The sequence below is a fragment of the Vreelandella venusta genome (genome assembly GCF_015689495.1).
GTDB lineage: Bacteria > Pseudomonadota > Gammaproteobacteria > Pseudomonadales > Halomonadaceae > Vreelandella > Vreelandella venusta.
Genome location: NZ_CP065135.1, coordinates 3,624,464 through 3,649,123, shown reverse-complemented (window position 1 = coordinate 3,649,123; position 24,660 = coordinate 3,624,464). Strand labels below are relative to the sequence as shown.

At 52.4% G+C, this 24,660-nt stretch carries 22 protein-coding genes, 3 tRNA genes and 2 rRNA genes; 17 read left to right on the top strand and 10 right to left on the bottom strand.

The window, feature by feature from the left end; translation table 11 throughout:
* The first annotated feature begins 16 nt into the window (after positions 1 to 16).
* Positions 17 to 2,909: ribosomal RNA gene (locus IR195_RS17025) — 23S ribosomal RNA — on the top strand.
* Between the two features lie 118 nt (positions 2,910 to 3,027).
* Positions 3,028 to 3,143 (top strand): 5S ribosomal RNA (rrf, locus tag IR195_RS17020).
* 373 nt (positions 3,144 to 3,516) lie between these two features.
* Here rrf and hisC read toward each other — a convergent pair.
* A complete protein-coding gene (gene hisC / locus IR195_RS17015; RefSeq protein WP_206048126.1) occupies positions 3,517 to 4,578 on the bottom strand; it encodes a histidinol-phosphate transaminase in 1,062 nt (353 codons plus the stop codon).
* A gap of 164 nt (positions 4,579 to 4,742) precedes the next feature.
* Between hisC and IR195_RS17010 the strand changes: the two genes are divergently transcribed.
* From IR195_RS17010 to mnmH, 4 genes are all read left to right on the top strand, one after another.
* On the top strand, positions 4,743 to 5,192 hold the full coding sequence (locus IR195_RS17010) for a copper resistance protein NlpE N-terminal domain-containing protein (protein ID WP_125751595.1): 450 nt from the start codon (positions 4,743 to 4,745) through the stop codon (positions 5,190 to 5,192).
* Between the two features lie 109 nt (positions 5,193 to 5,301).
* Positions 5,302 to 6,672, top strand: a complete 1,371-nt coding sequence (radA, locus tag IR195_RS17005; protein WP_125751593.1) for a DNA repair protein RadA — start codon at positions 5,302 to 5,304, stop codon at positions 6,670 to 6,672.
* A 45-nt stretch (positions 6,673 to 6,717) separates the two neighbouring features.
* Positions 6,718 to 7,755 (top strand): selenide, water dikinase SelD, encoded by a 1,038-nt coding sequence (gene selD / locus IR195_RS17000; protein ID WP_206048125.1) that lies wholly within the window; start codon positions 6,718 to 6,720, stop codon positions 7,753 to 7,755.
* Entirely contained in the window at positions 7,755 to 8,840 is a 1,086-nt protein-coding gene (mnmH, locus tag IR195_RS16995) for a tRNA 2-selenouridine(34) synthase MnmH (protein WP_146944772.1), read from the top strand. The genes selD and mnmH overlap by 1 nt, the downstream gene beginning before the upstream one ends.
* A gap of 21 nt (positions 8,841 to 8,861) precedes the next feature.
* Here mnmH and IR195_RS16990 read toward each other — a convergent pair whose 3' ends face one another.
* A complete protein-coding gene (locus IR195_RS16990; protein WP_206048124.1) occupies positions 8,862 to 9,554 on the bottom strand; it encodes a type 1 glutamine amidotransferase in 693 nt (230 codons plus the stop codon).
* Between the two features lie 112 nt (positions 9,555 to 9,666).
* Between IR195_RS16990 and IR195_RS16985 the strand changes: the two genes are divergently transcribed.
* Positions 9,667 to 10,269: a YjaG family protein gene (locus IR195_RS16985; protein WP_146944854.1), complete on the top strand. Its 603-nt coding sequence runs from the start codon at positions 9,667 to 9,669 to the stop codon at positions 10,267 to 10,269.
* Positions 10,270 to 10,282: 13 nt separating this feature from the next.
* On the opposite strand, the gene IR195_RS16980 is transcribed toward IR195_RS16985, so the two are convergent.
* The 5 genes from IR195_RS16980 to hisB are packed head-to-tail and all read right to left on the bottom strand — an operon-like array spanning position 10,283 to position 13,646.
* Positions 10,283 to 10,789, bottom strand: a complete 507-nt coding sequence (locus tag IR195_RS16980; protein WP_125751581.1) for a hypothetical protein — start codon at positions 10,787 to 10,789, stop codon at positions 10,283 to 10,285.
* A gap of 41 nt (positions 10,790 to 10,830) precedes the next feature.
* A complete protein-coding gene (gene hisF, locus IR195_RS16975; RefSeq protein WP_038478299.1) occupies positions 10,831 to 11,604 on the bottom strand; it encodes an imidazole glycerol phosphate synthase subunit HisF in 774 nt (257 codons plus the stop codon).
* Positions 11,601 to 12,347, bottom strand: coding sequence for a 1-(5-phosphoribosyl)-5-[(5-phosphoribosylamino)methylideneamino]imidazole-4-carboxamide isomerase (gene hisA / locus IR195_RS16970; RefSeq protein WP_125751578.1), 747 nt, complete (start codon positions 12,345 to 12,347; stop codon positions 11,601 to 11,603). Before hisA ends, hisF begins: the two co-directional genes overlap by 4 nt.
* A gap of 11 nt (positions 12,348 to 12,358) precedes the next feature.
* A complete protein-coding gene (gene hisH / locus IR195_RS16965) occupies positions 12,359 to 13,000 on the bottom strand; it encodes an imidazole glycerol phosphate synthase subunit HisH (RefSeq protein ID WP_125751573.1) in 642 nt (213 codons plus the stop codon).
* A gap of 52 nt (positions 13,001 to 13,052) precedes the next feature.
* Complete coding sequence (hisB, locus tag IR195_RS16960) at positions 13,053 to 13,646, bottom strand: imidazoleglycerol-phosphate dehydratase HisB (protein ID WP_125751570.1); 594 nt, start codon at positions 13,644 to 13,646, stop codon at positions 13,053 to 13,055.
* Between the two features lie 206 nt (positions 13,647 to 13,852).
* Here hisB and IR195_RS16955 point away from each other — a divergent pair, with 206 nt between their 5' ends.
* The 7 genes from IR195_RS16955 to IR195_RS16925 all read left to right on the top strand — a co-directional run bounded on the left by IR195_RS16955 (position 13,853) and on the right by IR195_RS16925 (position 18,716).
* Positions 13,853 to 14,338, top strand: coding sequence for a GNAT family N-acetyltransferase (locus IR195_RS16955; RefSeq protein WP_125751567.1), 486 nt, complete (start codon positions 13,853 to 13,855; stop codon positions 14,336 to 14,338).
* Positions 14,335 to 16,668 (top strand): AsmA family protein, encoded by a 2,334-nt coding sequence (locus tag IR195_RS16950; protein WP_206048123.1) that lies wholly within the window; start codon positions 14,335 to 14,337, stop codon positions 16,666 to 16,668. The genes IR195_RS16955 and IR195_RS16950 overlap by 4 nt, the downstream gene beginning before the upstream one ends.
* Before the next feature lie 141 nt (positions 16,669 to 16,809).
* A complete protein-coding gene (gene mutY / locus IR195_RS16945) occupies positions 16,810 to 17,907 on the top strand; it encodes an A/G-specific adenine glycosylase (protein WP_206048122.1) in 1,098 nt (365 codons plus the stop codon).
* A 55-nt stretch (positions 17,908 to 17,962) separates the two neighbouring features.
* Entirely contained in the window at positions 17,963 to 18,238 is a 276-nt protein-coding gene (locus tag IR195_RS16940; protein ID WP_172422023.1) for an oxidative damage protection protein, read from the top strand.
* A gap of 174 nt (positions 18,239 to 18,412) precedes the next feature.
* Positions 18,413 to 18,488 (top strand) — tRNA-Phe (locus tag IR195_RS16935).
* A 5-nt stretch (positions 18,489 to 18,493) separates the two neighbouring features.
* Positions 18,494 to 18,568, top strand: a tRNA-Gln gene (locus IR195_RS16930).
* Between the two features lie 72 nt (positions 18,569 to 18,640).
* Positions 18,641 to 18,716, top strand: a tRNA-Thr gene (locus tag IR195_RS16925).
* Positions 18,717 to 18,905: 189 nt separating this feature from the next.
* On the opposite strand, the gene IR195_RS16920 is transcribed toward IR195_RS16925, so the two are convergent.
* Entirely contained in the window at positions 18,906 to 19,769 is an 864-nt protein-coding gene (locus IR195_RS16920) for an MBL fold metallo-hydrolase (protein ID WP_206048121.1), read from the bottom strand.
* A gap of 104 nt (positions 19,770 to 19,873) precedes the next feature.
* Positions 19,874 to 20,512, bottom strand: a complete 639-nt coding sequence (locus tag IR195_RS16915) for a DsbA family protein (RefSeq protein ID WP_206048120.1) — start codon at positions 20,510 to 20,512, stop codon at positions 19,874 to 19,876.
* A gap of 83 nt (positions 20,513 to 20,595) precedes the next feature.
* On the opposite strand from IR195_RS16915, the gene IR195_RS16910 reads away from it, so the two are divergent.
* Positions 20,596 to 21,549, top strand: a complete 954-nt coding sequence (locus IR195_RS16910; protein ID WP_206048119.1) for a LysR family transcriptional regulator — start codon at positions 20,596 to 20,598, stop codon at positions 21,547 to 21,549.
* Positions 21,550 to 21,569: 20 nt separating this feature from the next.
* On the opposite strand, the gene IR195_RS16905 is transcribed toward IR195_RS16910, so the two are convergent.
* Positions 21,570 to 22,019, bottom strand: a complete 450-nt coding sequence (locus tag IR195_RS16905) for an META domain-containing protein (protein ID WP_206048118.1) — start codon at positions 22,017 to 22,019, stop codon at positions 21,570 to 21,572.
* A 677-nt stretch (positions 22,020 to 22,696) separates the two neighbouring features.
* On the opposite strand from IR195_RS16905, the gene thpD reads away from it, so the two are divergent.
* Together thpD and IR195_RS16895 are read left to right on the top strand one after the other, a co-directional pair.
* On the top strand, positions 22,697 to 23,743 hold the full coding sequence (gene thpD / locus IR195_RS16900; RefSeq protein ID WP_206048117.1) for an ectoine hydroxylase: 1,047 nt from the start codon (positions 22,697 to 22,699) through the stop codon (positions 23,741 to 23,743).
* Positions 23,744 to 23,872: 129 nt separating this feature from the next.
* Positions 23,873 to 24,538 carry a fumarylacetoacetate hydrolase family protein gene (locus tag IR195_RS16895; RefSeq protein ID WP_125751531.1) on the top strand — a complete coding sequence of 222 codons (666 nt, stop codon included), beginning with the start codon at positions 23,873 to 23,875 and terminating at the stop codon, positions 24,536 to 24,538.
* Positions 24,539 to 24,660: the final 122 nt, after the last annotated feature.

Genomic DNA, 24,660 nt, shown 5'->3' with positions numbered 1-24,660 from the left:
CTCCTTCGGGTTATAGGGTCAAGCAATGAAGCGCACACGGTGGATGCCTAGGCAGCCAGAGGCGATGAAAGACGTGGAAGCCTGCGATAAGGCTCGGCGAGGTGGCAAACAACCTGTGACCCGGGCATCTCTGAATGGGGAAACCCACTCATCATAAGATGAGTATCTTGCGCTGAATATATAGGCGTAAGAGGCGAACCAGGGGAACTGAAACATCTAAGTACCCTGAGGAAAAGAAATCAACCGAGATTCCCCTAGTAGCGGCGAGCGAACGGGGACCAGCCCTTAAGCATGTGACTGATTAGACGAATGCGCTGGGAAGCGCGGCCGTAGTGGGTGATAGCCCCGTAGTCGAAAATCTGATCATGTGAAATCGAGTAGGTCGGGGCACGAGAAACCTTGACTGAAGACGGGGGGACCATCCTCCAAGGCTAAATACTCCTGGCTGACCGATAGTGAACCAGTACCGTGAGGGAAAGGCGAAAAGAACCCCGGAGAGGGGAGTGAAATAGACCCTGAAACCGTGTGCGTACAAGCAGTAGGAGCAGACTTGTTCTGTGACTGCGTACCTTTTGTATAATGGGTCAGCGACTTATATTCAGTGGCGAGGTTAACCGTTTAGGGGAGCCGTAGGGAAACCGAGTCTTAACTGGGCGACACAGTCGCTGGATATAGACCCGAAACCGAGCGATCTATCCATGAGCAGGGTGAAGGTTGAGTAACATCAACTGGAGGCCCGAACCAGGATCTGTTGAAAAAGATTTGGATGACTTGTGGATCGGAGTGAAAGGCTAATCAAGCTCGGAGATAGCTGGTTCTCCTCGAAAGCTATTTAGGTAGCGCCTCACGTATCACCGCCGGGGGTAGAGCACTGTTTCGGCTAGGGGGTCATCCCGACTTACCAACCCGAGGCAAACTCCGAATACCGGTGAGTGCAAGCGTGGGAGACACACGGCGGGTGCTAACGTCCGTCGTGAAAAGGGAAACAACCCAGACCGTCAGCTAAGGTCCCGAAATCCTGGTTAAGTGGGAAACGATGTGGGAAGGCTCAGACAGCTAGGAGGTTGGCTTAGAAGCAGCCATCCTTTAAAGAAAGCGTAATAGCTCACTAGTCGAGTCGGCCTGCGCGGAAGATGTAACGGGGCTAAACCAGGTACCGAAGCTACGGGTTCACACTATGTGTGAGCGGTAGAGGAGCGTCGTGTAAGCCGATGAAGGTGAATTGAGAAGTTCGCTGGAGGTATCACGAGTGCGAATGCTGACATGAGTAACGATAAGGGGAGTGAAAAACTCCCCCGCCGGAAGACCAAGGGTTTCTGTTCGACGCTAATCGGAGCAGAGTGAGTCGGCCCCTAAGGCGAGGCCGAAAGGCGTAGTCGATGGGAAACGGGTCAATATTCCCGTACCGGACATGATTGCGATGGGGGGACGGAGAAGGCTAGGTGAGCCAGGCGTTGGTTGTCCTGGTGAAAGTGAGTAGGCTTGGGTCTTAGGTAAATCCGGGACCCTTCAAGGCCGAGACACGAAACGAACTGACTACGGTCAGGAAGTCATTGATGCCACGCTTCCAGGAAAAGCCTCTAAGCTTCAGATCATGTGCGACCGTACCCCAAACCGACACAGGTGGTCAGGGTGAGAATCCCAAGGCGCTTGAGAGAACTCGGGTGAAGGAACTAGGCAAAATGGTGCCGTAACTTCGGGAGAAGGCACGCCGGCGTAGGGTGATGAGACTTGCTCTCTAAGCCCGAACCGGTCGAAGATACCAGGTGGCTGCAACTGTTTAGTAAAAACACAGCACTCTGCTAACGCGCAAGCGGACGTATAGGGTGTGACGCCTGCCCGGTGCCGGAAGGTTAAATGATGGTGTTAGGATTCGTCCGAAGCTCTTGATTGAAGCCCCGGTAAACGGCGGCCGTAACTATAACGGTCCTAAGGTAGCGAAATTCCTTGTCGGGTAAGTTCCGACCTGCACGAATGGCGTAATGATGGCCACGCTGTCTCCACCCGAGACTCAGTGAAATTGAAATCGCCGTGAAGATGCGGTGTACCCGCGGCTAGACGGAAAGACCCCGTGAACCTTTACTATAGCTTCACACTGGACGCTGATGTTGCCTGTGTAGGATAGCTGGGAGGCTTTGAATCTCGGACGCCAGTTCGAGGGGAGCCAACCTTGAAATACCAGCCTGGCATCATTGGCGTTCTCACTCAGGTCCGTTATCCGGATCGAGGACAGTGTGTGGTGGGTAGTTTGACTGGGGCGGTCTCCTCCCAAAGAGTAACGGAGGAGCACGAAGGTACCCTCAGCACGGTCGGACATCGTGCAATGAGTGCAAGAGCATAAGGGTGCTTGACTGCGAGACAGACACGTCGAGCAGGTGCGAAAGCAGGTTCTAGTGATCCGGTGGTTCTGTATGGAAGGGCCATCGCTCAACGGATAAAAGGTACTCCGGGGATAACAGGCTGATACCGCCCAAGAGTTCACATCGACGGCGGTGTTTGGCACCTCGATGTCGGCTCATCACATCCTGGGGCTGAAGTCGGTCCCAAGGGTATGGCTGTTCGCCATTTAAAGTGGTACGCGAGCTGGGTTTAGAACGTCGTGAGACAGTTCGGTCCCTATCTGCCGTGGGCGTTGGATGTTTGAGAAGGGCTGCTCCTAGTACGAGAGGACCGGAGTGGACGCACCTCTGGTGTTCCGGTTGTCACGCCAGTGGCATTGCCGGGTAGCTATGTGCGGACGGGATAACCGCTGAAAGCATCTAAGCGGGAAGCCCCCTTCAAGATGAGACATCCCTGAGGCCTAGAGCCTCCTGAAGGGCCCAGCGAGACCAGCTGGTTGATAGGCACGGTGTGGAAGCGCTGCAAGGCGTTGAGCTAACGTGTACTAATGGCCCGTGAGGCTTGACCCTATAACACCTAAGGGGTCTGGTCGCAGTGATAATGAAAACCGGATACGCGCTTCCTGTCGGTGACAGGAAACGAGAGACGCCACAAAACACCTCAGCATGATATGCATTACAAGTTACGCCTGACGACCATAGCACGCGTGAACCACCTGATCCCATGCCGAACTCAGAAGTGAAACCGCTTAGCGCCGATGGTAGTGTGGGGTCTCCCCATGCGAGAGTAGGTCATCGTCAGGCACTTATTTAGCAAAGAACCCAGCCAATCGGCTGGGTTTTTTGTTTGCGCGGAAGAAAATCAATTAGGGACGCTCCCAACTCACTACACCGTCATTCCCGAGCGGGGTGATCGGGAATCCACCTTGTCCTTTGCCTGGAGTAGCCCGAAACCCCACTTCAACATGGATTCCCGCTAGGAGCCTGCGGGAATGACAAGGGCAGGACCTGCGGGAATGACGAGGGCGGCGTGGAGGGCTTCGTCAGGCACCTATCAAGAAAAACCCCAGCTTCAACTGAAGCTGGGGTTTTTTGTTGGTGATATTGGTTATGGACTGTCTGAAAAATCCCTTAGAGCCTCGTGCACTGAGGATCTTGATGCATGGAACGGCAAAAACTAGCGGCAGATTGCTTCCAGTGCCTCTATTAAACTATCCATCTCATCATCTGTACCGATGGTGATGCGCAAGAAGTTGTTGAGTGCATCGGTATTAAAGTGGCGAACCAACACTCCTCGCTCGCGGAGGCCTGCAAATAGTTGAGCGCCTTCAATGTTAGGATGTTGAGCAAGCACGAAGTTGGCTTTTGACGGCAGCACTTCAAAGCCTAGTTGCTCAAGACGCTGGCGTGTGCGGTCTCGCGTTGTGATCACATTATTGCGGCAGGCGTTAAAATGCTCTTCATCCTTAAGAGCTTCAATGCCGATGAGGCTTGCGAGACTATCAACGGGGTAGGAGTTAAACGAGTCTTTGACCCGCTGCAGTCCATCAATCAGCTCGGGGGAGCCAATGGCATAGCCCAAGCGTAACCCCGCCAAGCTACGTGATTTCGAGAACGTTCCCGTGACTAGTAGATTAGGGTAGCGGTTAATTAAGGCGACAGCGCTTTCTGCGCCGAAATCAACATAAGCCTCATCAATTAATACCACCCGGTTTGTCACGCGTTTAAGCAGAGCCTCAATGGTTTCGAGGGAGTGCGCGTGTCCAGTTGGCGCGTTTGGGTTGGCAAAAATAACACCGCTGCGCTCTGATGCGCTCGCCAGGGCATCAATGTCCACTTCCCACTGAGCATTTAGCGGGTGTTTACGGAGCGTGACTCCATAAAGATTGGCATAAACAGGGTAGAAGCTATAGGTGATTGAGGGGACATCCAGCGCTGCGTCATGGCAGAAAAAGGCCTGGAACGCAAACGCGAGCACTTCATCCGAGCCATTGCCGACGAAGGTTTCGGCGACGCTAACCCCATAGGTTTCTGCCAGCGCTGTACGCAATGCGTAAGAGGTAGGGTCAGGATACAAGCGCAAATGATCGGTGGCATAATTGCGTAGCGCTTTGCTCACCCCTGGTGCGGGTGGATAAGGGTTTTCATTGGTATTGAGTTTAATAACCTGTTCACGGGGCTGCTCACCTGGCACATAGGGGGTAAGCTCCCGAACAGCTGGACTCCAGTATTGGCTCATGCGGGTAACCTGATTATCCTAATGTTAATATTCCATGGTCACCCGATGACCGCCCGAGCGCAAGCATTCAAGTAAGCTAGGGGGTGGGCGTCGCACCTTGTAGCGGTTATGCTGTCATAAGCGCGCGAAAGAAATGTATGTCCAACACGATAAGGAGACACTCAATGCAATTTAGGAGTTTGCTAGCCGGCTCGGCTATGTTGGCACTGCTGGCGGGCTGTGCAGCTGGCCCGACGGGCCAGAGTGAAGATGCAGGAATGACCGCTTCTCAAGTCAATTACCAAGGTACGCTACCTTGCCGTAACTGCGATGGTATCGACTTGGATGTGACGATGATAGGCGAAGAAATGAGTGCTCCTGAAGAACGGACGTTCACGTTAAACGCCACTTATCGTAATCATCCACAAACACCGCCAGACGAAAATTATGCAGGTAACTGGGAAGTGCTGACAGGCACGCCGTCTGATCCATCTGCAACTGTCTATGAATTAACGCCGAATGGCGATGGTCAGATTTACTACTTCCTGCGCATTAGTGATCGCACGTTGGAGCTGATTGACCCAGAGCGTCGCCGTTTCGAGAATGGTGAGATGCTGCAGTTACAGCGTCAATAAAGTGTGAAGCGACGCTAAAAGGCGGCCATTGGCCGCCTTTTGCATTTCTAGTCAGCTGAGGCATAACGCTCAGTGGCGACATCAAGATATCAACAGGAGCAATAGGGCGGTGGCGAAAGCGAAGAGTGCCTTTGTATGCACCGAGTGCGGTGCAGAGTATCGAAAGTGGCAAGGCCAGTGCTCCAGCTGCCAGGAGTGGAACACGCTAAGTGAGATTCGTTTGGCCAGTGCGCGGCCTGGAGGTAGTGCTGCGACAGGACGAGCGGGCTATGCCGGAGACCTATCGCGAGATGTGGTGGATCTTGGCAATGTGGATCTCAGTGAGGTTCCTCGCCTCACTTCAACCTTTGCCGAGTTTGATCGTGTGCTGGGTGGAGGCTTAGTGCCGGGTTCTGCTGTATTGCTGGGGGGGAATCCAGGCGCTGGTAAATCGACACTGCTGCTGCAAACCGCCTGCAAGCTTGCCCAGCAGCGGCGTATTCTATATGTCACTGGGGAGGAGTCGCTTTCCCAAGTCGCCATGCGTGCCCACCGCTTACAGCTGCCTACTAATGGCTTGAAAATGTTGGCCGAGACTAGCGTGGAAACCATCTTGGCGGTGTCTGAACGGGAGAAGCCAGAGATTCTGGTGATTGACTCCATCCAGACCATGCACCTGGAAGATATCAGCTCTGCGCCGGGGGGCGTGGCCCAGGTAAGGGAATCTGCGGCAGCGCTGACACGCTTTGCTAAGCAAACGAACACGGTTCTTTTACTGGTTGGGCATGTGACCAAAGATGGCACGCTGGCGGGGCCTAAAGTACTGGAGCATATGATTGATGCTTCGTTGCTCTTAGAGGGCGGAGCTGACTCACGATTTAGAACGCTCCGCGGCCAAAAAAACCGCTTCGGCGCGGTGAATGAGCTGGGTGTATTTGCAATGCTCGAGCAGGGGTTGAAAGAAGTTAAAAATCCCAGCGCAATTTTCCTCTCACGCCAAGAAGAGCAGGCACCCGGTAGCTTGGTGATGGTGGTGTGGGAGGGCACTCGGCCGATTCTCGTGGAAGTGCAGGCATTGGTCGACGAGTCTGCTCTGGGTAATCCACGTCGGGTTGCCGTGGGCGTCGATCAAAACCGGCTTGCCATGCTGCTAGCCGTATTAAATCGTCACGGTGGTCTGTTTACCGGTGATCAAGATGTCTTCCTCAACGTGGTGGGTGGGGTAAAAGTGCTCGAAACCAGTGCTGACTTAGCGGTGCTTTTAGCCGTGGTGTCCAGCCTGCAAAATCGCGCACTGCCAAAAGAGCTAGTGGTCTTTGGCGAAGTGGGGCTTTCAGGAGAAATTCGACCAGTGCCCAGTGGGCAAGAGCGTATTGCTGAAGCGGCTAAGCACGGCTTTTTGAAAGCCATTGTTCCGCGCGGCAATGCACCCAAGCAGGCCCCGAAGGGGATGGAGGTTATTCCTGTCGATAAACTGAGTGATGCCCTGGAAGCGCTTTAGCGTAAGCTATGCTAAGGAAAAGTGTTAAGACTAAGGAGAGGCGCCATGAGTGCAATTCGGTTAACCCAATATAGTCACGGAGCGGGTTGCGGTTGCAAAATTGCACCAGATGTACTGGATGGGATTCTTGCCAAAGCTGGCCCTGCTGCAGGCCATAAGCAGCTCATTGTCGGGAACAAGGGGCGCGAAGACGCAGCGGTGTATGATTTGGGTGACGGCCGCGGCATGATTGCGACCACCGACTTCTTTATGCCGATTGTCGATGATCCCTTTGATTTTGGTCGTATTGCTGCCACTAATGCGATTAGCGATGTGTATGCCATGGGCGGCACGCCGGTTATGGCATTGGGGATTTTAGGTTGGCCGCTGGATAAGCTCAGCGCAGAGATCGCGGGGGATGTTGTTGCCGGTGCCCAGGCTGTTTGTCGTGAGCTAGGGGTAGCGTTAGCGGGCGGTCACTCGATCGATGCTCCTGAGCCGATGTTTGGTTTGGCGGTCAATGGGTTAGTCGATTTAGCGCAGTTAAAGCTCAACAGCCAAGCCAAGCCTGGTGACCTGTTATTCCTAACCAAACCACTTGGCGTAGGGCTACTAACCACAGCCGAAAAGCGTGGCTTGTTAGAGGCTGGGCACCATGGCCTTGCCCGTGAAACGATGCTTAAGCCCAATCATATCGGTGTTGAGTTAGCTAAAGTGAAAGGCGTTAACGCGATGACAGATGTCACCGGGTTTGGCCTTGCTGGACACCTTGCTGAAATGTGCAGCGCAAGCGGTGTGAAGGCGCAGATTGATTTTCGCCGCTTACCCCGTTTAGCCGAAGCCGAAGCTTACCGTCGGCAGGGCGCTGTCCCCGGAGGTTCGCTACGCAACCGCGAAGCTCTTGGTAAAGCGTTGCCAGTGATGGACGACGCTCACTGGCAATGGCTGTGTGATCCTCAGACATCAGGCGGTTTGCTGATCAGCGTCGACCCTGCCTGGGAAGATGATGTAGAGCGTATTGGTCGCGAACACAGCCTTAACTTGGTACCGTTTGGGACTCTGAAGGCAGCTCAAGGCGATGTTTTGATTGAGGTTATTGGTTGATGCTAGCGACTGTTCCGGCATCCTTGAGTTTAATCGCGCAAAAAACACCGCTGATTGATGTGCGCGCCCCGGTTGAATTTGTTCAGGGCAGTTTGCCTGGTGCGGTTAATTTACCGTTAATGGTTGATGGTGAGCGCCATCAAGTGGGCATTGCTTATAAACAACACGGACAACAGGCGGCAATCGGATTAGGTGAACGTTTAGTCAGCGGTGATACTAAGCGAGCACGCGTTGACGCGTGGTTGGGATACGTAGCGCGTCAACCAGACGCTATTGTCTACTGTTTTCGCGGAGGACTGCGTTCGCAAATTGCCCAGCAATGGCTTGCTGATGCAGGCATCAACAGGCCGCGCATTGATGGTGGCTGGAAGGCGATGCGACAACGGCTATGTCAGCGCATTGATGAGGCTGCCAGCCAACCGATGCTGGTCGTGGCGGGGCTGACAGGCTGTGCGAAAACGACGTTAATTAATCAATTGAGTAACGGCGTTGATCTGGAGGCGTTTGCCAACCATAAAGGGTCGGCTTTTGGGAGGCAGCCGGAAGAACCGACAACACAAATTAATTTTGAGCATGCCTTGGCTAAGCGCTTAATTGGGCTGACGGGAAGCTTAGTGGTAGAAGATGAGTCGCGGCAAATCGGTAATGCCAATATCCCGCTGACGTTCTGGCATGCCCTACAACGTGCGCCGCGAATACGCATTGAGATGCCCCTGGATTGGCGGTTAGAGCAGTTGCGCCGTGACTATATCGAAGCCCTAGAACAGCGCTACACTGCCCGTTATGGTCAGCAAGAGGGCTGGCAACGTATGCGACTTCAATTAGCCAATGCCTTGCAGCGTTTGGCGAAACGCTTAGGCAATGCCCGATTGCAACGTCTACAGCGCTTACAAGGCATGGCGTTTGATGCTCATGCCCTAGGGAATATTCAAGCCCACGAAGCATGGCTTGCGCCGCTATTGACCGAGTATTACGACCCACTTTATCGCTATCACCTTGAAAAGCAGCGAGATAATCGCCCTGTGGAGCTGCATGTTGGCGATTGGGAGAGCTGCTTGGAAGCCGCTAGGCAATGGAGCGCTTAGCGGCGTCGTATTGGTTATCGATTATGCTGCTTTCAGCCACTGGGTCATCACACGGTCTAGTAGCGGAGCTAACTGATGGAAGCGCCCAGCATCTGCTAGGATCTGTTCATTGGTTTGTATAAAGCGTCCTGCTGCAGCGGTTTTAGGCTGTGGCCATTCATCGGCATTGAGCAGTGGTGATACGCTGGCAGCCGTCGCTTCGAAATGACACAGCAAACCGACGACACGCCCGGCGTCCCACGAAAAACCTTGCAGTGGTGCTGCTGCGCTGCCGCCTAGCGGTAGTGCGCTTTCCGGTAAGCTAAACACTAGCCGGTGTCTCATAAATGCCTCAAATTGTTCGGGTAGGTCAAAGGTGCTTTCTGGGGCAAGTGTTATTTGGTGCCAGCCAACTTCAGGGTAGGTACCTGGGGCAATAACGGCATCCAACGCCTCCGCTATCCACAGTGCGCCCAAGCCAATACCCAATAATGGTTTTTGCCCATCCAGGTAGCGATTGATCAGCTTGCGTTCGGCTTTAAACCAGCCGGGTGGGGCATTCACTAGACGTTCAGGGCCATCCAGTAGTATTAGCGCGTCGCACTCACCTGGTCGTGGGGTTAGCTCGCCCGCATAAAGATGAAAAACGGTGTAACTATGGCCCATACTCTCAAGCCAGTCAGTTAGACGAGCGGGACCATGGTCAGGGCCGTGCTGTAGCAGATGGATATGCATGGTAATCTCCTCGCCGGCCGATGTTAATAACGCGATAGGGATCTCCTGCCGCGTTTGTGCGACGATAACGTATCGCGTTCATTTCACCAATATTGTGACCCAGGAAATCAGCATGGTGGCTAAACCCCTAGGATTTTACCAACGGCTTCAACAGTTGCCGTTGCCCGCTCAGCAAGCGTTTATGGCAGCTTTGTGTGAACGTCTGCTACCTAACTACGCGCTTTATCAACAAACCACGGGGTTAGGTGACGAGCATACACTGCGTACTGTGCTGAGCCTGGTGTGGGAACGTCTAAGCGTTTCGAATGCGAGCATAGACTTTGCTCGGCAAGCGGAAAAACTGGCTGAATGTGAACCCCCGGAAGATGATGAGAGCTTTGGAGCGCGCCGTGCGTTAGATGCTGTTGTGTCGGTATCCGCACTGCTGGACACGCTGCTGGGGGAGTCGTCTGAAGCCGTGTTAGATGTCAGTCGCACCTCGCGGGCGGGCGTTCGTGCTTTTATCGAACTAACGGAAGGTGAAGAAGATGCCCAGGCACTTGCGTTGATCATTCGCGACCATCCCTTGATGGCCGACGAAAATGATTTCCAGGATGCTGTTTTGGATGCCGTGAGCGAGCCAATTAATAAAGCCTCCCTAAGGGAAATTCGTCAATTAGGACGTAATAACGGCATCAGTAATCTTGGTTTAACCTTAGACGAGGGCGAGGAGTAACTGTCGAAACTGGTTAAAACCGCAGGCCCGCCGTCACCATCATGCCGGCGGTGCCGAAGATGATGAGGTCCGATTCTACGCGCCCCCATTGCACGCCAATGCTGGGTAGCAGTACAGGCGCTGTGTCTAAATGGTTAAAGGGAATCTTGTCGCGATATTCACCTTTATAACCGTGTAGTAGCCCGCCAGTTAGCTTGGCGCGTACATTGATCTCTTCGGCAAATTGCCAAAGGGGGAATTCACGCCCTGCATAAAAATACCAGGTTGGTTGATCAAATGAATTTTTAAACCATGCCGTCCCTGCTAACCAGCGGTCTGGATTATGGAGTTCAATGCCCACCAGTTTTTGCTGATTAGTATGGTCAGGGTCCGGGTCGAAGTGGCGCGTTAGCAAACTGGTTTGCACCAGTGTGTGATCGAGCTCTAAGCTGGGAGGCCAATCAGGCAAGGAAAAGGCTGAGACGGTAGTGCTCAGCCATATCCCTGCTATCCCTCCTGCCCATTGATAATAACGAGGCATGTAACTGCTCCTGAGGGAAGGGCTTTTGCTAAGCGTTTTCGCTAAAGGCGCATTTCGATGCCGCGTTCCGCCATGTAGCGTTTGGCTTCTGGTATCGTATATTCACCAAAGTGGAAGATGCTTGCTGCCAATACCGCATCGGCACCACCTTTGAGTACGCCGTCTACTAAGTGATCCAAATTGCCCACCCCGCCAGAAGCAATTACTGGCACGCTAACGGCTTCAGAAATAGCGTGGGTAACCCCCAGATCGAATCCCACTTTGGTGCCATCGCGATCCATGCTGGTTAGCAATAGCTCGCCAGCGCCAAACTCGACCATCTTTTTGGCCCACTCGATGGCATCCAGTCCCGTTGGTCGACGTCCACCATGAGTAAATATTTCCCAGCGAGGAGGTTCGCCTTCTTTAGACACCTTCTTAGCGTCGATCGCCACCACAATACATTGGCTACCAAAGCGCTCGGCGGCTTCGCGAACAAACTCAGGGTTGGTCACCGCGGCGGTATTGATGGAGACCTTATCAGCCCCTGCATTCAGCATCGTACGAATATCATCGCAGCTGCGGATGCCTCCCCCTACGGTGAGGGGAATAAATACTTCACCGGCAATGCGCTCTACCATGTCGACCGTTGTGTCACGGTTTTCATGGCTGGCGGTAATGTCGAGGAAGGTGATTTCATCGGCACCCTGCTGGTTATAGCGCTGGGCAATTTCGACCGGGTCGCCTGCATCACGGATGCCAACAAAGTTAACGCCTTTCACCACGCGTCCGGCATCGACATCTAAGCAAGGGATAATGCGTTTCGCTAGACTCATTTGTCGCCTCCGCGAAGCTGGTCGCTCAAGCGCTGAGCTTCTGCCACATCGAGGCTGCCTTCGTAGATCGCACGACCGGTAATGGCGCCTAGAATGCCGCTGTCAGCAACATCACACAGCGCACGAATATCATCTAAATTGGTGACGCCGCCGGAAGCAATCACCGGTAAGCCACCTTCACGGGCAAGCGCAGCCGTGGCTTCGACATTGACGCCTTGCATCATGCCGTCGCGGGCAATGTCGGTATAGACAATGCTGGAAACGCCATCATTGGCAAAGCGCTTGGCGAGCTCGGTCGCCTTCAACGTAGATACTTCCGCCCAGCCATCGGTGGCCACATAGCCATCTTTGGCATCCAGACCAACAATAATGTGACCTGGGAACGCACGGCACATTTCGCCCACGAAGTTCGGTTCTTTAACCGCTTTGGTGCCAATAATGACGTAAGAAACCCCAGCATTTAAATAATGCTCTATGGTTTCCGCTGAGCGGATGCCGCCGCCAATTTGGATGGGCAGCTCAGGATAGGCGCGCGCAATTGCGGTGACTGCCTCGCCGTTCATCGGCTTGCCTTCAAAGGCGCCGTTTAGGTCAACCAAGTGCAGGCGGCGAGCACCCGCTTCTACCCAGCGAGCAGCCATGGCAACAGGGTCATCGCCGTAGGAGGTTGAGTCTTCCATGCGGCCTTGCTTCAAGCGCACACACTGGCCGTCTTTGAGATCAATCGCGGGAATTACCAACATAGTGAAACCTCTCAGGGCGTCCAGGTGACAAAATTTTCTAGCAGGCGAAGGCCCGCGCGGGAGCTTTTTTCAGGATGGAACTGCACAGCGAAGGTGGCGTCACGGCCAATCGCTACATGGGCGCAAACCTTGCCGTACTGGGTAGTGCCAAACACTTGAGCGTCGTCAGTGGCATTGACGTAGTAGCTGTGTACAAAATAGAAGTGTTCGTTATCGTCAATGCCTGACCATAGCGGGTGGTTGTGATGTTGCGCCACAAGGTTCCAGCCCATGTGCGGGACTTTCAAGCGCTGTTCGTGGTCATCGCGCATATTGGCCGGAAAACGATCAACGCTGCCATGGAAAAAGCCTAGGCAATCTACGCCACCGTTCTCTTCACTACGTTCCATCAGCATTTGCTGGCCCACGCAAATACCCAATAGTGGTTTTGCTTGGCGGGTAAGGATGTCATCGACTAAGCCGCGCAGCTCGGTACGCTCCAGTTCGCCTACACAGTCCCGAATGGCCCCTTGGCCCGGGAGTACTAGGCGCGTTGCACCTAAAATACGCCGAGGGTCGCGAGTAATAATCACATTTTCGTGGGTGACGTGCTCAAGCGCTTTTGCCACAGAGTGCAGGTTGCCCATTCCATAATCGATTACCGCGATGGTCATAAAGCGCTCCTTGTGATCGTTGGCGAGCTACCACTCGCTGCAATACCCGGCATTATAGGCTTCCTTTGGTAGACGGCATTTGCCCCGCCATACGAGGGTCTTCGGCCACCGCCATGCGCAGCGCGCGGCCAAACGCTTTAAATATAGTCTCAGCCTGATGGTGAGCATTAAAGCCTTTTACATTGTCAATATGCAGGGTGACGCGCGCATGGTTGACGAAGCCTTGGAAAAATTCCCAAAACAGCTGGGTATCCATGCGGCCAATGGTATCGCGGGTGAAGTCGACATTCATATAGAGACCTGGACGGCCGGAAAAGTCGATAACCACACGGGACAACGCTTCATCAAGAGGAACGTAAGCATGCCCGTAGCGATAGATGCCACGCTTATCGCCGATCGCTTGGTTAAATGCTTGGCCTAGGGTAATGCCTAGATCTTCAACTGTATGGTGATCATCGATGTGCAGATCGCCTTTTGCGTCAATGTCGAGATCCACCATCCCATGACGAGCTACTTGATCAAGCATATGGTCAAGAAACGGAACGCCGGTGTCGCTGCGGAGACGGCCTTCGCCATCAAGGTTGACGCTGACCGTAATCTGCGTTTCGTTGGTGTCACGGCTTACCGTGGCAATACGCGCTGACATGTTGCATCTCCTGCGCTGATGCGCACTCTGAGGGGATATTGGTGGATCGTCGGGTAATGTTAACACCGCTAGATCAAAGCATAACCTGTGCCAAAAGCGACCATTATAGTGAATCGGCGCCCCCATCCGCTACAATGCGCGAAAGGTAGCCGCCTTTGTTGGCGGTAGAATAGCAGCCTTGCTGCTTTGGCAAAGAGGATTTCACCATGCCGGTGACACTGCAGTACGTCGACCAGGCCCGTTGGGCAGCTGAGGAGCAGGTGCGTATTGACCTAATACGTATCTATGAAGACGCGCCTCAAGAGCGAATGCCTACACCAGCGGTCACCCCTTTTATTGAGCAACATTTAAAAGGGCAGCACTTTTTTGCCTGCGCACATTTTAACGATCGACTGCTCGGTGCGGTGGCGATAAAAGAGGCATCAGACCACGCGTGGTGGCTCTCCGAACTGTGCGTGCGTAAACCCACCCGACGGCGTGGTGTGGGCACGCGACTAATGGCACTGTTAGGGGAGCAGGCAAAACAAGAAGGGCGTGTGCTGCGCATCGAAACGTCGTCGCTGCCGTTAGCAGATCGAGTATTGCTCTCCAAGCTTGGTTATCGCCCCGCAGCCAATGAATCATCCGCACAGCCGGATGATGCCATCACCAGTGGTTTTGTTGAGCTAGACCCACAAGGAAAAGGGCAATGAATCAGCTATTACGTATTTTGCTGGCTGCGGTAGGTATTTTAGCGATCGTTGCCGTTGCCGCAGTGGTGTATGTGACTACTTTTCTTGACCCAGAAGATTTCAAGCCTCGGCTAACCGCAGTGGTAGAGGAGCAAACTGGCCTGAATTTAGCGTTGGAGGGCCCAATCACATGGTCATTTTATCCACGTATAGGGGTCAGTGTTGAGCAGGCAAAAGCATGGTTGCCTGAGCAAGCTCAAAACGAGAGTGCGTTTGCTGCCATCGAGCGGGCTGAAGTTAGCGTTGCCTTTGCTCCTTTATTACGCGGTGAAATCGCGGTTGACGGCTTAACCCTAGATGGCATGCGCTTGAACCTTGAAAAGGATGAACAGGGCGAAGGTAATTGGCAGCCGTTACTGGAGCGCCTCGCTGAGCAAGGTAACGAAACGGCGGAAACGGTACTGGCCCCTGCAAGCGCTGGTCCTAACGCGGATGCTGGCAATTTGTCGGTGGTGCTGAATATTGCCAGCGTTGAAGTAAAAAATGCTGATATTCGTTTCCGCGATGAGCAAAGCCAAGCGCTTTGGCGAGTGCAGCCGCTCAATATTTCAGGCGCCAATGTCAATCCGCTACGCTCTTTCCCTTTAAAAACCATGTTCACATTAACTAAGCATAATCGCTTAGATGCGGAAATGTTGGAGCGCACGCCCGACCTGACCAGCGAAGTGAATCTCGATACTCGTCTTCGTCTAGGTTTAAAAGACGAGCAGTTGGTTTTTGAAAACATGCAGTTGACGACCCGCACGCGACGCTCTGGAGAAAGCGATCCGCAACAGCTTAGTTTGAAAGCAGCTGAAGTAGTTGCCCGAATGGGTGAACAACAGCTTACGATTCGTGAGGGTGTCGTTGACGTGGGCTTACGCCACCCAGATAACTGGCAGGGTAGCCTTGCGGTCTCGTTGGCATTTGGTTTGGAAAGCGACTTTGCGGCGCAAACTGCTCAGTTTAAAGATGCTCAGTTAACCGGGCCTGATGGGTTAAGAGTCAGTGGCCATCTCAATATCGAAAAGTTTTTAGACTCTCCTCAGTACAGCGGCCAGCTCACCGCAGCGCCTTTTACATTGCGGCCTTGGTTATCGCGCGCGGGTATTACACTCAATACGGCCAACGAAAGTGCCCTGAGAGATGTGGCGATGACTAGCCCAATTGAAGGCGATATGACGAGTATTGCACTACCGCGCCTTTCTCTCGTAGTGGACGACAGTACCTTTACGGGTAATGTTTCCGCCGCGCTGGACGGTACTCGACTCGCCTTTAATCTGGAAGGCGACCAGCTGAATATTGACCATTATCTACCTGGTCCGGAAACCGCTCAACAAGCTAGCCGAGGCCTGCTGCGCACAGCCTTCGCCCAAACTGATGAAACACTATTACCTCAGGAATGGCTGAGTGCGCTATCGCTGGAGGGGGACTTAAGCGTCGACCAGCTTGTGCTGGCTGGGCTAACGTTCGATGACACTTCGCTAAGCTTGCGCGGAGAGAATGGAGTACACCAATTGACAGCCTTTGAGTCGCGCTTTTATGAGGGCGAACTTACTTCAACGGGCCGTCTAGATGCGACAACAAACGTACTGGAATGGCAGATTTCTCCACGTGTCAGTGACGTTCAGGTCGCGCCACTCATTGAAACCTTTAGTGAAGAGGCATCACCATTACGAGGCCGCTTTAACCTGGAAGGCGCGCTGACGACCCAAGGCAATCGCCGTGACGTGCTCACCAATAATCTTAACGGCGAGCTAACTGCACAGCTGAGCGACGGGGCGATTCTGCAAACGAATATTTCTCAGCAAATGTGCGAGATAGTGGCGCAGCTAGAGGGCGAAAGCACCCAGCGCGAATGGGAACCTGATACTCGCTTTGAACAGTTTGACGCGACCTTCCAGGTGCGTAATGGTGTAGTGCACAGCGACGATTTGCTGATCACCCTGCCTGGCATTGATGTACAAGGTGAAGGCGAATTTAATCTCAATACGCTGAGTTTTACGACGGAAGCAAGTGCCCGGTTGGTCGACACAGCAGATGCAGCCTGTAACGTGAACCCACGTTTAGAGCAGTTGCCACTTCCCGTTCGCTGCGAAGGCCATATGGGCGATGATAAAACCCAGTGGTGCCGATTTGACCGTTCGGCTTTCCAGGCAGCGGTAGTAGACCTGCTACGCAATGAAGCAGGTGGCCATCTTGAAGAAGCGCTTGAGGAACGGCTGGGAGATTCGCTTGATCAAATTGATGAACGCCTAGGAGAAGGCGCTGGTCAGGAACTTCGCGAGGGAATTCGCCGTCTATTTAATTGAGCATTCATACACGTTTTGAACCGATACAATAAGCGCGCCGGCCTCACCGCCGGCGCTTTTTTACGTGTTAGTTAGTCACATAATAGTCAAGCCAACTGACGGCTAATTGCAGGGTGCCGTTTTACTGTTTAAGGAAATTCTATGGCCGACATGTTTACGCCGCGCCTTGCGGCTGAAGAGTTTCAACGCCGCTTGCTTACTTGGTTCGATCAGTATGGCCGGCATGACCTGCCTTGGCAGTCGCCTCGAAGTGCCTACCGGGTATGGGTATCTGAAATCATGCTCCAGCAAACCCAAGTGGCTACGGTCATTCCCTACTTCAAACGCTTTATGATGCGTTTTCCGACGTTAGAAGCATTGGCCAACGCACCCCAAGACGACGTGCTGCATCTCTGGACCGGGTTGGGTTACTACGCCCGTGCCCGTAATTTGCATAAAGCGGCCCAGGTGGCGTTAGCGTCCCATGGGGGCGAGCTGCCAACGGATAGTCTCGAAGCGCTAATGGCGCTGCCAGGTATAGGCCGTTCCACGGCTGGCGCGATCATCGCGCAAAGCGCTGGCCAGCAGGCCACGATTTTAGATGGCAATGTAAAACGATCACTGACTCGCTTGCATGCCGTTACTGGCTGGCCAGGCAAGCCAGCAGTAGAGCGCTCACTATGGGCGCTGGCTGAGTATTACACGCCCAATACCCGCCTTGCCGACTATACCCAGGCCATTATGGATTTCGGCGCCACGCTATGTAAACGCAGCAAACCTGATTGTTTGATCTGTCCGTTTAACGACGTATGCCGTGCCTATGCCCAAGGTGAACCGCAACGCTATCCCGAATCCAAGCCTAAAAAAGCTTTGCCTACGCGTGAAACCATTATGCTGATGTTACGAGACAGGCAAGGCCGGGTATGGTTAGAGCAACGACCACCCAGCGGCCTGTGGGGAGGTCTATGGAGCCTCCCCCAGTTTGAGCAACATGGTGAACTGAACGATTGGCTGGCTGATCATGTGACGTCCCCTGAACGCCATGCACCGCTGCCCAGCTTTACACATACGTTTAGTCATTTTCGGCTATTGATTACGCCTCAGCCGGTCAGTTGCGATAGGCTGAACGGCGTAAGAGAAGACGGCGTTTGGTATGACGTTGACGAACCGCCTGCTCTCGGCTTGGCTGCGCCGGTTAAATCGTTACTGAGCCAGCTGGCGCCTTTTTCCTTAGATCCAACGCCAGGGCCGTCACGCTAACCTCACACGCGTTATTACTTTTATATTCGCAGCGTTATTCAAAAAGGAGTATCTCATGAGCAACACCGTTTTCTGCCGCAAGTATCAACAAGAGCTGCCCGCTCTGCCATTTCCACCACTGCCAGGTAAGCAGGGCCAAGAGATTCAAGCCACCGTGTCTAAGCAGGCCTGGGAAGAGTGGCAGTCGTTGCAAACGCGCTTGATCAACGAAAAGCACCTCAACATGTTAGAGCCCGAGGCACGCGCCTATTTGATGGATCAAATGCAGCGTTTTCTAAATAACGAAGCTACGGATCAAGCGGAAGGTTACGTGCCGCCTACCCAAGCGTAAGCGTTTAGGTAGCGGGGCTGTAAGGAGTAAAACTCGGTGCAGCCCACGGATGGCGTGGCTTTTGCACGTTTTTAGCCCTGAAAAGAAGTGCCCTAAGCACGTGACTAGAAAGAAAGTTTCACGAAAGTGTTGACGGAAAGCTGAGTTTTTAGTTTAATACGCACCGTTGGCAGCGGCCAGATAGCTCAGTTGGTAGAGCAGGGGATTGAAAATCCCCGTGTCGGCGGTTCGATTCCGTCTCTGGCCACCAAACGTTGGGGTATCGCCAAGTGGTAAGGCACCGGTTTTTGGTATCGGCATTCCCAGGTTCGAATCCTGGTACCCCAGCCATTGTCAACAAGATTTCTTGTTGATTGCGAAGCTTAACAGTGAAGCAATCATATTCTCAAGAAAACGCGAAGCGCCGACATAGCTCAGTTGGTAGAGCAACTGACTTGTAATCAGTAGGTCCCGGGTTCGACTCCTGGTGTCGGCACCACTTAAAAGTGGTTAAAATCAGAGCGTTAGAGAATTAGATTAAGCCGTCCGAAAGGGCGGCTTTTTCGTATGTGTTTATAAAGTGTCTACAGCGTGGGCGCTTTCACAGCTGAACCTTGCAAATTGGGCGACCAAGCAGCCATTGCAGAAAGCTAGTCATCGTTCACCTCTATACTATAGAGAGAACTGACTATCCCCAGTCCATTTCCCCCATAGCTACCTTAGCGCCAATTTGAAGTGCAACACTTAGCTTTGCATTTGGGTAGCGACGGGTCATTGCTTCAATGAGTTCATCGCTGTTATTCGCTTTGGCGAGCTCTTCTTCAAATGCTAATAGGTACTCACGTGTATATTGAATCGCGGAAGCATCAATCGCTGCGTCAGGTTGCATGTGGCCGGGTATAACGACCCTAGGAGAACGTGCTGCCATTTCATCAAGCGCTTGTACCCAAGCCGCTCGCTGTCCAGCAGTAGGGGTGTCTGCTGTCCACACATGCAGGTCTGAGAATACCAGCACACCACCAAAAACAGCTTCCAGGGAGGGAGCCCAGAGGTAGCGACGATTGGGCAGACCCTCTACGTTAACAATCTGAATGTCTTGACCATCGACTTGCAATGTCTGGCCATCAAACGCCTCGGGCATAACGATTTCATCAACTGATTGTGGTCCGTTTTCTTGGAGCTGGGGTGACCAGGTAGAGATTTTTTTCTCTACATTTTCCTTGATGGCATCAATTGTGGCGGGGGCAGCGATAACTCGAGCATCGGGAAATGCTGCTTGTATCGCGCCAAGGCCAAAATAGTAATCAGGATCGCTTTGGCTAATATAGACAGTGGTTAGCTGCTTACCGCTCTGTTGGATTGCCTCGGCAATTGCACGACCATCAGATAAGGTAAAGCTGCTGTCAATTAATACTGCCTCTGTTGCTCCCGTCACCAATACGGGCGCCCGGAAAAAGCCATTTTCTCCCGCAGGAAAATGCCGCCAACTTAATTGGTCATCAGACGCGAGGCTCTTTTTTATGCCGCTTATATTACCAGTGCTTATAGCCATGGATAATCCCAAGGCAGTTAACGACTTTAACAACATACGCCGAGTAGCCATTTTTTCTTCCTTCTGCAATTTCGTTTAGAGAGCCAATTGATTGAGTTGGCGCGTTACAGCGCGCGTATCTGTTGGGCTAGCGCACTGGGGTTGGCATACAACTCATTCGTAGAAAGAACCTTTAGGTTTTCACTCGACTGAGCGATGAACGTGGGCACTCCTCGAACGTTAAGCTTCTGCATTAGCGTTTGAGCCTGTGAAATTCGAGAACGATTGGAATGGGTAAGTGTTTCACTGGCATCTGTCATTAGCTCGGCCGCTTGGGTCAGCTCAAGTCTTTGTAGAATTTCAACCAACGTGACTTGAGATGTCACGTCACGACCCTGTACGTAGCGTGCGTATTGGATTGCTTTTAAAGCCTCGAACTCATTGGCGGGTGCGGTAAGTGATACTGCCGTTAGCGCTAGCGTAGCGGCACTACTATCAAACCGTTGATGATGATCGCTTAACACCTGAGCGCGATATAGTTGAGTGAATAGTTGCCCCGTTAGGCGCTCAATTCGTTGATCGTTACTCCAGGCATAGGCCGCGAACTCCTGATCCATTTGCCTTCCGCCACCGTCTGAGAAAAGGCCGCTGGGTAACAGCACCACGTTTATATCGTCTGCCGCGATCACGTCCGAAACAGATGGTGTTGCGCCATAGCACCAGCCACACAAAGGATCGAATAGGTAATACAAAGTGTTATTCATCGTCGAAGCTCTCTATACATGATGGACTCGCATGCTAAAGAGATTGTATTGACGGATAAATACATACGAAGCATATTATGTGTATGGAAAAAGCATACAATCGCAATGGAAGTAAGCTAGCTGGGTTTAATAACTTGCGGCGCTTAACTTACTTTGCGGCAGTGGTTGAAACGGGGTCTTTTACGGCCGCCGCTGAGCGTCTGGGTATCACCAAGGCGGTGGTTAGCCAGCAGGTAGCACGTCTTGAACAAGAGTTTAGAACCTCTCTCCTCACGCGTACGACGCGATCGGTACAGGTTACCTCCGCTGGAAAAGCGTTTTACCAACGCTGTGCCTTGATTCTCCGTGAAGCTGAAGATGCTTTTGATGAGTTAGGCGAAATAGCCCAGGAGCCGACAGGCACATTACGGTTGACGGCCCCTTTCGATTACGGTGTCACCTTTGTGGTGCCGGCGATTGCTGCATATACCCAGCAATATCCCGATTGCCGGGTCGATGCCACGCTGCGGGATCAAAAAGTCGATCTGATGGCTGAGGATATCGAACTGGCTATCCGTGTTGGTTGGCTAACAGAGACAAGCGTGCAAGCAAGGAAAATAGGCTCTTTTCAGCAATTGCTCGTTGCATCGCCAAGCCTTGAACAAGAGGTGGCGCAGCTCTCACAGCCGGAAGAGTTATTGAAATTCCCGTTCATTGCTAATAAAGCGCTACCCCATCCATTACAGTGGGAATTTTCACTCAGTAAGGGGGAGCACAGAACCATCCACGTGCGCGCCTCAATTTTTCTTGATGCGACACTCGCGGTACGCGAAGCGTTGTACGCTGGTGCGGGAATCTCGGTATTGCCGGATTATGTCATTGCAGGCGACATAGCCGCCGGGCGCCTTATACATATTTTGCCCCAGTGGCGTCTGCCCTCCGGCGGCATACATGTCGTTTTCCCATTCGCACGTTTTCGTCCTGCGAAAGTGCGTGCGTTTGTCGACATACTTGCGCGTAGAGAGCAGCAGCGACAAGAGGGCGCTTTCATTAAGTAAGCTTGCCTGTACATCGATGGCTAATAAAGATGCACGGCCTCAAATACTGCCACTGGTTTGCCATTGGCGTTTTTAAGTGACAGGGAGCCACCGTCTACTTGCCAAGTGTCTACATTGTTAAGCACGCTTAGCATTGTCTGCTCGTTACGCATTTGTGTGTCGGGGCAGGCCATCATCGTGGTGCCAACTTGTTCAAATGCTATCTGCTGACCATCAACACGGTAACTGCCAATCAAGGTATTGCAGCCAGTTGAGCCAGCTAGGCGTGTATTTTCTTCATGGAGCACAAGATGAGGCTCGCGAAAGTTCTCAGCGGTGATGATGGGTTGCCCTTCAAGCGTGACCAGTTTCCAGTAGGTATTGGTTAGCGTTTCGTCAGGCTTGGCTGCTTGCTGTGGCGCTGAATGTGATTGGCACCCGCTCGCTAGCAGGATAATAAGAGTGGATGCGATAAGGGATAATTTTTTCATAAAGCGTTTCTCTAGGTTTGCGTCATGAAATCATAATCGGATCGTTAATTTTTTTCTACCTTGGCTTATGTTAGATAACTTGTTGAATGTTTTATCTCACCCATTTTTAAGTTTTTATTTAAGTAGTAAGTCGAATTCTTGTATTTTTTTATAACCTGCTGATTGAATCAATTTTTGCGGGCAGTATTTGGTGTGAAAGATATGTGAGTAAGTAAAGTATTATTAGTTATGTTGCCATTGCCTTTATTGCAAATAGGGCTCTGAGGTAAGCGTTTCAGTTTTCCATAGCGCCGAGCCATCTGGTGATGCTTTGGGGCCTATTGGTCTATCGGGTTGGGCGGCTAAATTTACCGTGCCGCCATACTGTATGGCGGCATTTGAATAGAAAAATTCCTAAAGCTCATAGCGCTATCAAGCTTTCTAGTCCGAAGGGAGTGAAAGAAATGCCAGTTTTTATAGTGACTCTGTTTGTGGGTATAGTTTTCCGGATTGGTTTTTAAAAGTTGTTGCTATGTCTTTTAAGAGGTGGTGAAAAGTTTCATAACACATGTTATAAATTAAGTTATATGGGTTGCAAGGGCTGACTACTTAGCTATCCTACTGCCTGTGTTATGCACTAAATAAAATCGCTACATGTTTTATCGGTCTGAAATTTAATCATACAAGGAGTAGATTAGATGACAGTCAGTAACAACGCTCTCAAAACGATTACTGCCTATAAGCAATATAGTGAAATGTTGGATATGCCGTCGGCGCAACGTAGCGTAGTGAAAGATGACTACCCAACGCGCCTAGCAGCAGCCCCAGCTTCGCTAACGCAAGCGCGCCGCGATGCGGTGGTTAAAGGTCGCAATTTATCAGGGCCACTATCCTCAGCGCAGCTTGATGAGTTTGAACGCAAAGGTTTTTTGTTTATTCCAAACCTCATTTCAGGTGAAGAGCTGGAGGCACTTCGCGATGAAATGACATTATTAATGAATAATCAGGCCTATCGCGATCAGGAATTCAGCATTACCGAGCCAGAAAGCCACGATATTCGTTCGCTGTTTGCCGTGCATAGGCTTTCTAAACGATTAGCTCAACTGGCCTGTGACGAGCGCTTAGCGGGGGCTGCCCGGCAGATTGTTGGTGATGACCCTTACGTGCATCAGTCACGGATTAACTATAAACCAGGCTTTGCAGGTAAAGGGTTTAATTGGCACTCGGATTTCGAGACGTGGCACGCGGAAGACGGCATGCCGAATATGCATGCTGTTAGCGCATCACTGATATTGACCGACAACCATGAATTTAACGGTCCGCTTATGCTGATTCCAGGCTCCCATTTGGAATTTGTGCCCTGCTTGGGGGAAACGCCGGAGGATAACCACAAAAGCTCGCTTAAAGCACAGAAGGTTGGCGTGCCCAGCCCAGAAGCGCTGACTCAGCTAGTAGCAAAATATGGTATCGAGGCGCCAAAAGGTAAAGCAGGGGGCTTGCTGCTATTTGATTGCAACACGCTGCATGCGTCTAATGCCAATTTGTCGCCTGATCCCCGCAGCAATGTATTCTTTGTGTTTAATCGTCCGGATAATCGCTGTGTTGCTCCGTTTGCTGCTCCCAAACAGCGCCCTAGCTTTTTGGCGCATGAGCCTGATGATCGTTGGACGCCGGACGCCGGACGCCGGACGCCGGACGCCGGACGCCGGACGCCGGACGCCGGACGCCGGACGCCGGACGCATAGCTTAAGGTATCCCTTGTGGTATAAATAAAATGCTGTCGAAGAGGGTGTGGAACATACGCATAGCTGGGGTAGACTGTTGCGCCTGTCGTTGCGAATGCGGCACGCATAATGAGAAGGAGAGGAACCGCCATGCGTTTTGTTCCACAGTTTACCGATGGTCAGGAGTTTCCCCACGCGTTGGGCAAAATCGTCTGCGTTGGCCGCAACTATGCCGACCATGCCAAAGAGCTGGATAACCCAGTTCCCAGTGAGCCGCTGTTATTTATCAAGCCCGCTACCAGTGTGGTGGACTTGACTAAACCCCTTGATCCGCCGTTTTCACGGGGCGATGTACATTATGAAGCCGAGCTTGCGCTTTTGGTGGGAGAGACCCTGACCCACGCGACCCAGGATGAAGCTGAGCGTGCCATTGCGGGCATTGGCCTAGCGATGGATTTAACGCTGCGTGATGTGCAAACCAAGCTGAAAGAGAAGGGGCACCCATGGGAAATAGCAAAAGCATTTGATGGTGCTTGCCCCCTATCTCCTTTTTTGCCACTAAGCCGTATTCCCAATTGGAACGCGCTGGTATTTACCCTTGAGATTGATGGTGAAGAGCGTCAGCACGGAGAAGGTGCCGATATGATCTTCGCCATCCCAACATTGGTAGCGGAAATGAGTCGTCATTTCACCCTAGAGCCGGGTGACGTGATTTTGACAGGTACGCCTGCTGGCGTCGGTGAACTGCCCCGTGGAGCTACGCTGCGTTTAACATTGACCGGTGGGTTAGAAATCACCACTAGCGTAGTAGAGTAGCTGGATGGCGGTGACGCCAAAACCACACTAGCTAAGCGTTAGCCGTTATGCGAAAAGCCACTGACATCGTCAGTGGCTTTTTCGTTGGCCTATTCTATAAGTACTGTTCTATAAGCACGATT

Excerpts from the sequence above, each read along its gene's own strand:
- IR195_RS16910 (WP_206048119.1), top strand. The coding sequence starts at position 20,596 with ATGGAAAAAGCATACAATCGCAATGGAAGTAAGCTAGCTGGGTTTAAT.
- IR195_RS16920 (WP_206048121.1), bottom strand. The coding sequence starts at position 19,769 with ATGGCTATAAGCACTGGTAATATAAGCGGCATAAAAAAGAGCCTCGCG.
- mutY (WP_206048122.1), top strand. The coding sequence starts at position 16,810 with ATGGCCGACATGTTTACGCCGCGCCTTGCGGCTGAAGAGTTTCAACGC.
- IR195_RS16950 (WP_206048123.1), top strand. The coding sequence starts at position 14,335 with ATGAATCAGCTATTACGTATTTTGCTGGCTGCGGTAGGTATTTTAGCG.
- mnmH (WP_146944772.1), top strand. The coding sequence starts at position 7,755 with ATGCTAGCGACTGTTCCGGCATCCTTGAGTTTAATCGCGCAAAAAACA.
- hisB (WP_125751570.1), bottom strand. The coding sequence starts at position 13,646 with ATGTCAGCGCGTATTGCCACGGTAAGCCGTGACACCAACGAAACGCAG.
- IR195_RS16990 (WP_206048124.1), bottom strand. The coding sequence starts at position 9,554 with ATGCATATCCATCTGCTACAGCACGGCCCTGACCATGGTCCCGCTCGT.
- IR195_RS16940 (WP_172422023.1), top strand. The coding sequence starts at position 17,963 with ATGAGCAACACCGTTTTCTGCCGCAAGTATCAACAAGAGCTGCCCGCT.
- selD (WP_206048125.1), top strand. The coding sequence starts at position 6,718 with ATGAGTGCAATTCGGTTAACCCAATATAGTCACGGAGCGGGTTGCGGT.
- IR195_RS16955 (WP_125751567.1), top strand. The coding sequence starts at position 13,853 with ATGCCGGTGACACTGCAGTACGTCGACCAGGCCCGTTGGGCAGCTGAG.
- IR195_RS16915 (WP_206048120.1), bottom strand. The coding sequence starts at position 20,512 with ATGAATAACACTTTGTATTACCTATTCGATCCTTTGTGTGGCTGGTGC.
- hisA (WP_125751578.1), bottom strand. The coding sequence starts at position 12,347 with ATGTTGGTAATTCCCGCGATTGATCTCAAAGACGGCCAGTGTGTGCGC.
- IR195_RS16980 (WP_125751581.1), bottom strand. The coding sequence starts at position 10,789 with ATGCCTCGTTATTATCAATGGGCAGGAGGGATAGCAGGGATATGGCTG.
- hisC (WP_206048126.1), bottom strand. The coding sequence starts at position 4,578 with ATGAGCCAATACTGGAGTCCAGCTGTTCGGGAGCTTACCCCCTATGTG.
- hisH (WP_125751573.1), bottom strand. The coding sequence starts at position 13,000 with ATGACCATCGCGGTAATCGATTATGGAATGGGCAACCTGCACTCTGTG.
- IR195_RS16985 (WP_146944854.1), top strand. The coding sequence starts at position 9,667 with ATGGTGGCTAAACCCCTAGGATTTTACCAACGGCTTCAACAGTTGCCG.
- IR195_RS17010 (WP_125751595.1), top strand. The coding sequence starts at position 4,743 with ATGCAATTTAGGAGTTTGCTAGCCGGCTCGGCTATGTTGGCACTGCTG.
- IR195_RS16905 (WP_206048118.1), bottom strand. The coding sequence starts at position 22,019 with ATGAAAAAATTATCCCTTATCGCATCCACTCTTATTATCCTGCTAGCG.
- hisF (WP_038478299.1), bottom strand. The coding sequence starts at position 11,604 with ATGAGTCTAGCGAAACGCATTATCCCTTGCTTAGATGTCGATGCCGGA.
- thpD (WP_206048117.1), top strand. The coding sequence starts at position 22,697 with ATGACAGTCAGTAACAACGCTCTCAAAACGATTACTGCCTATAAGCAA.
- IR195_RS16895 (WP_125751531.1), top strand. The coding sequence starts at position 23,873 with ATGCGTTTTGTTCCACAGTTTACCGATGGTCAGGAGTTTCCCCACGCG.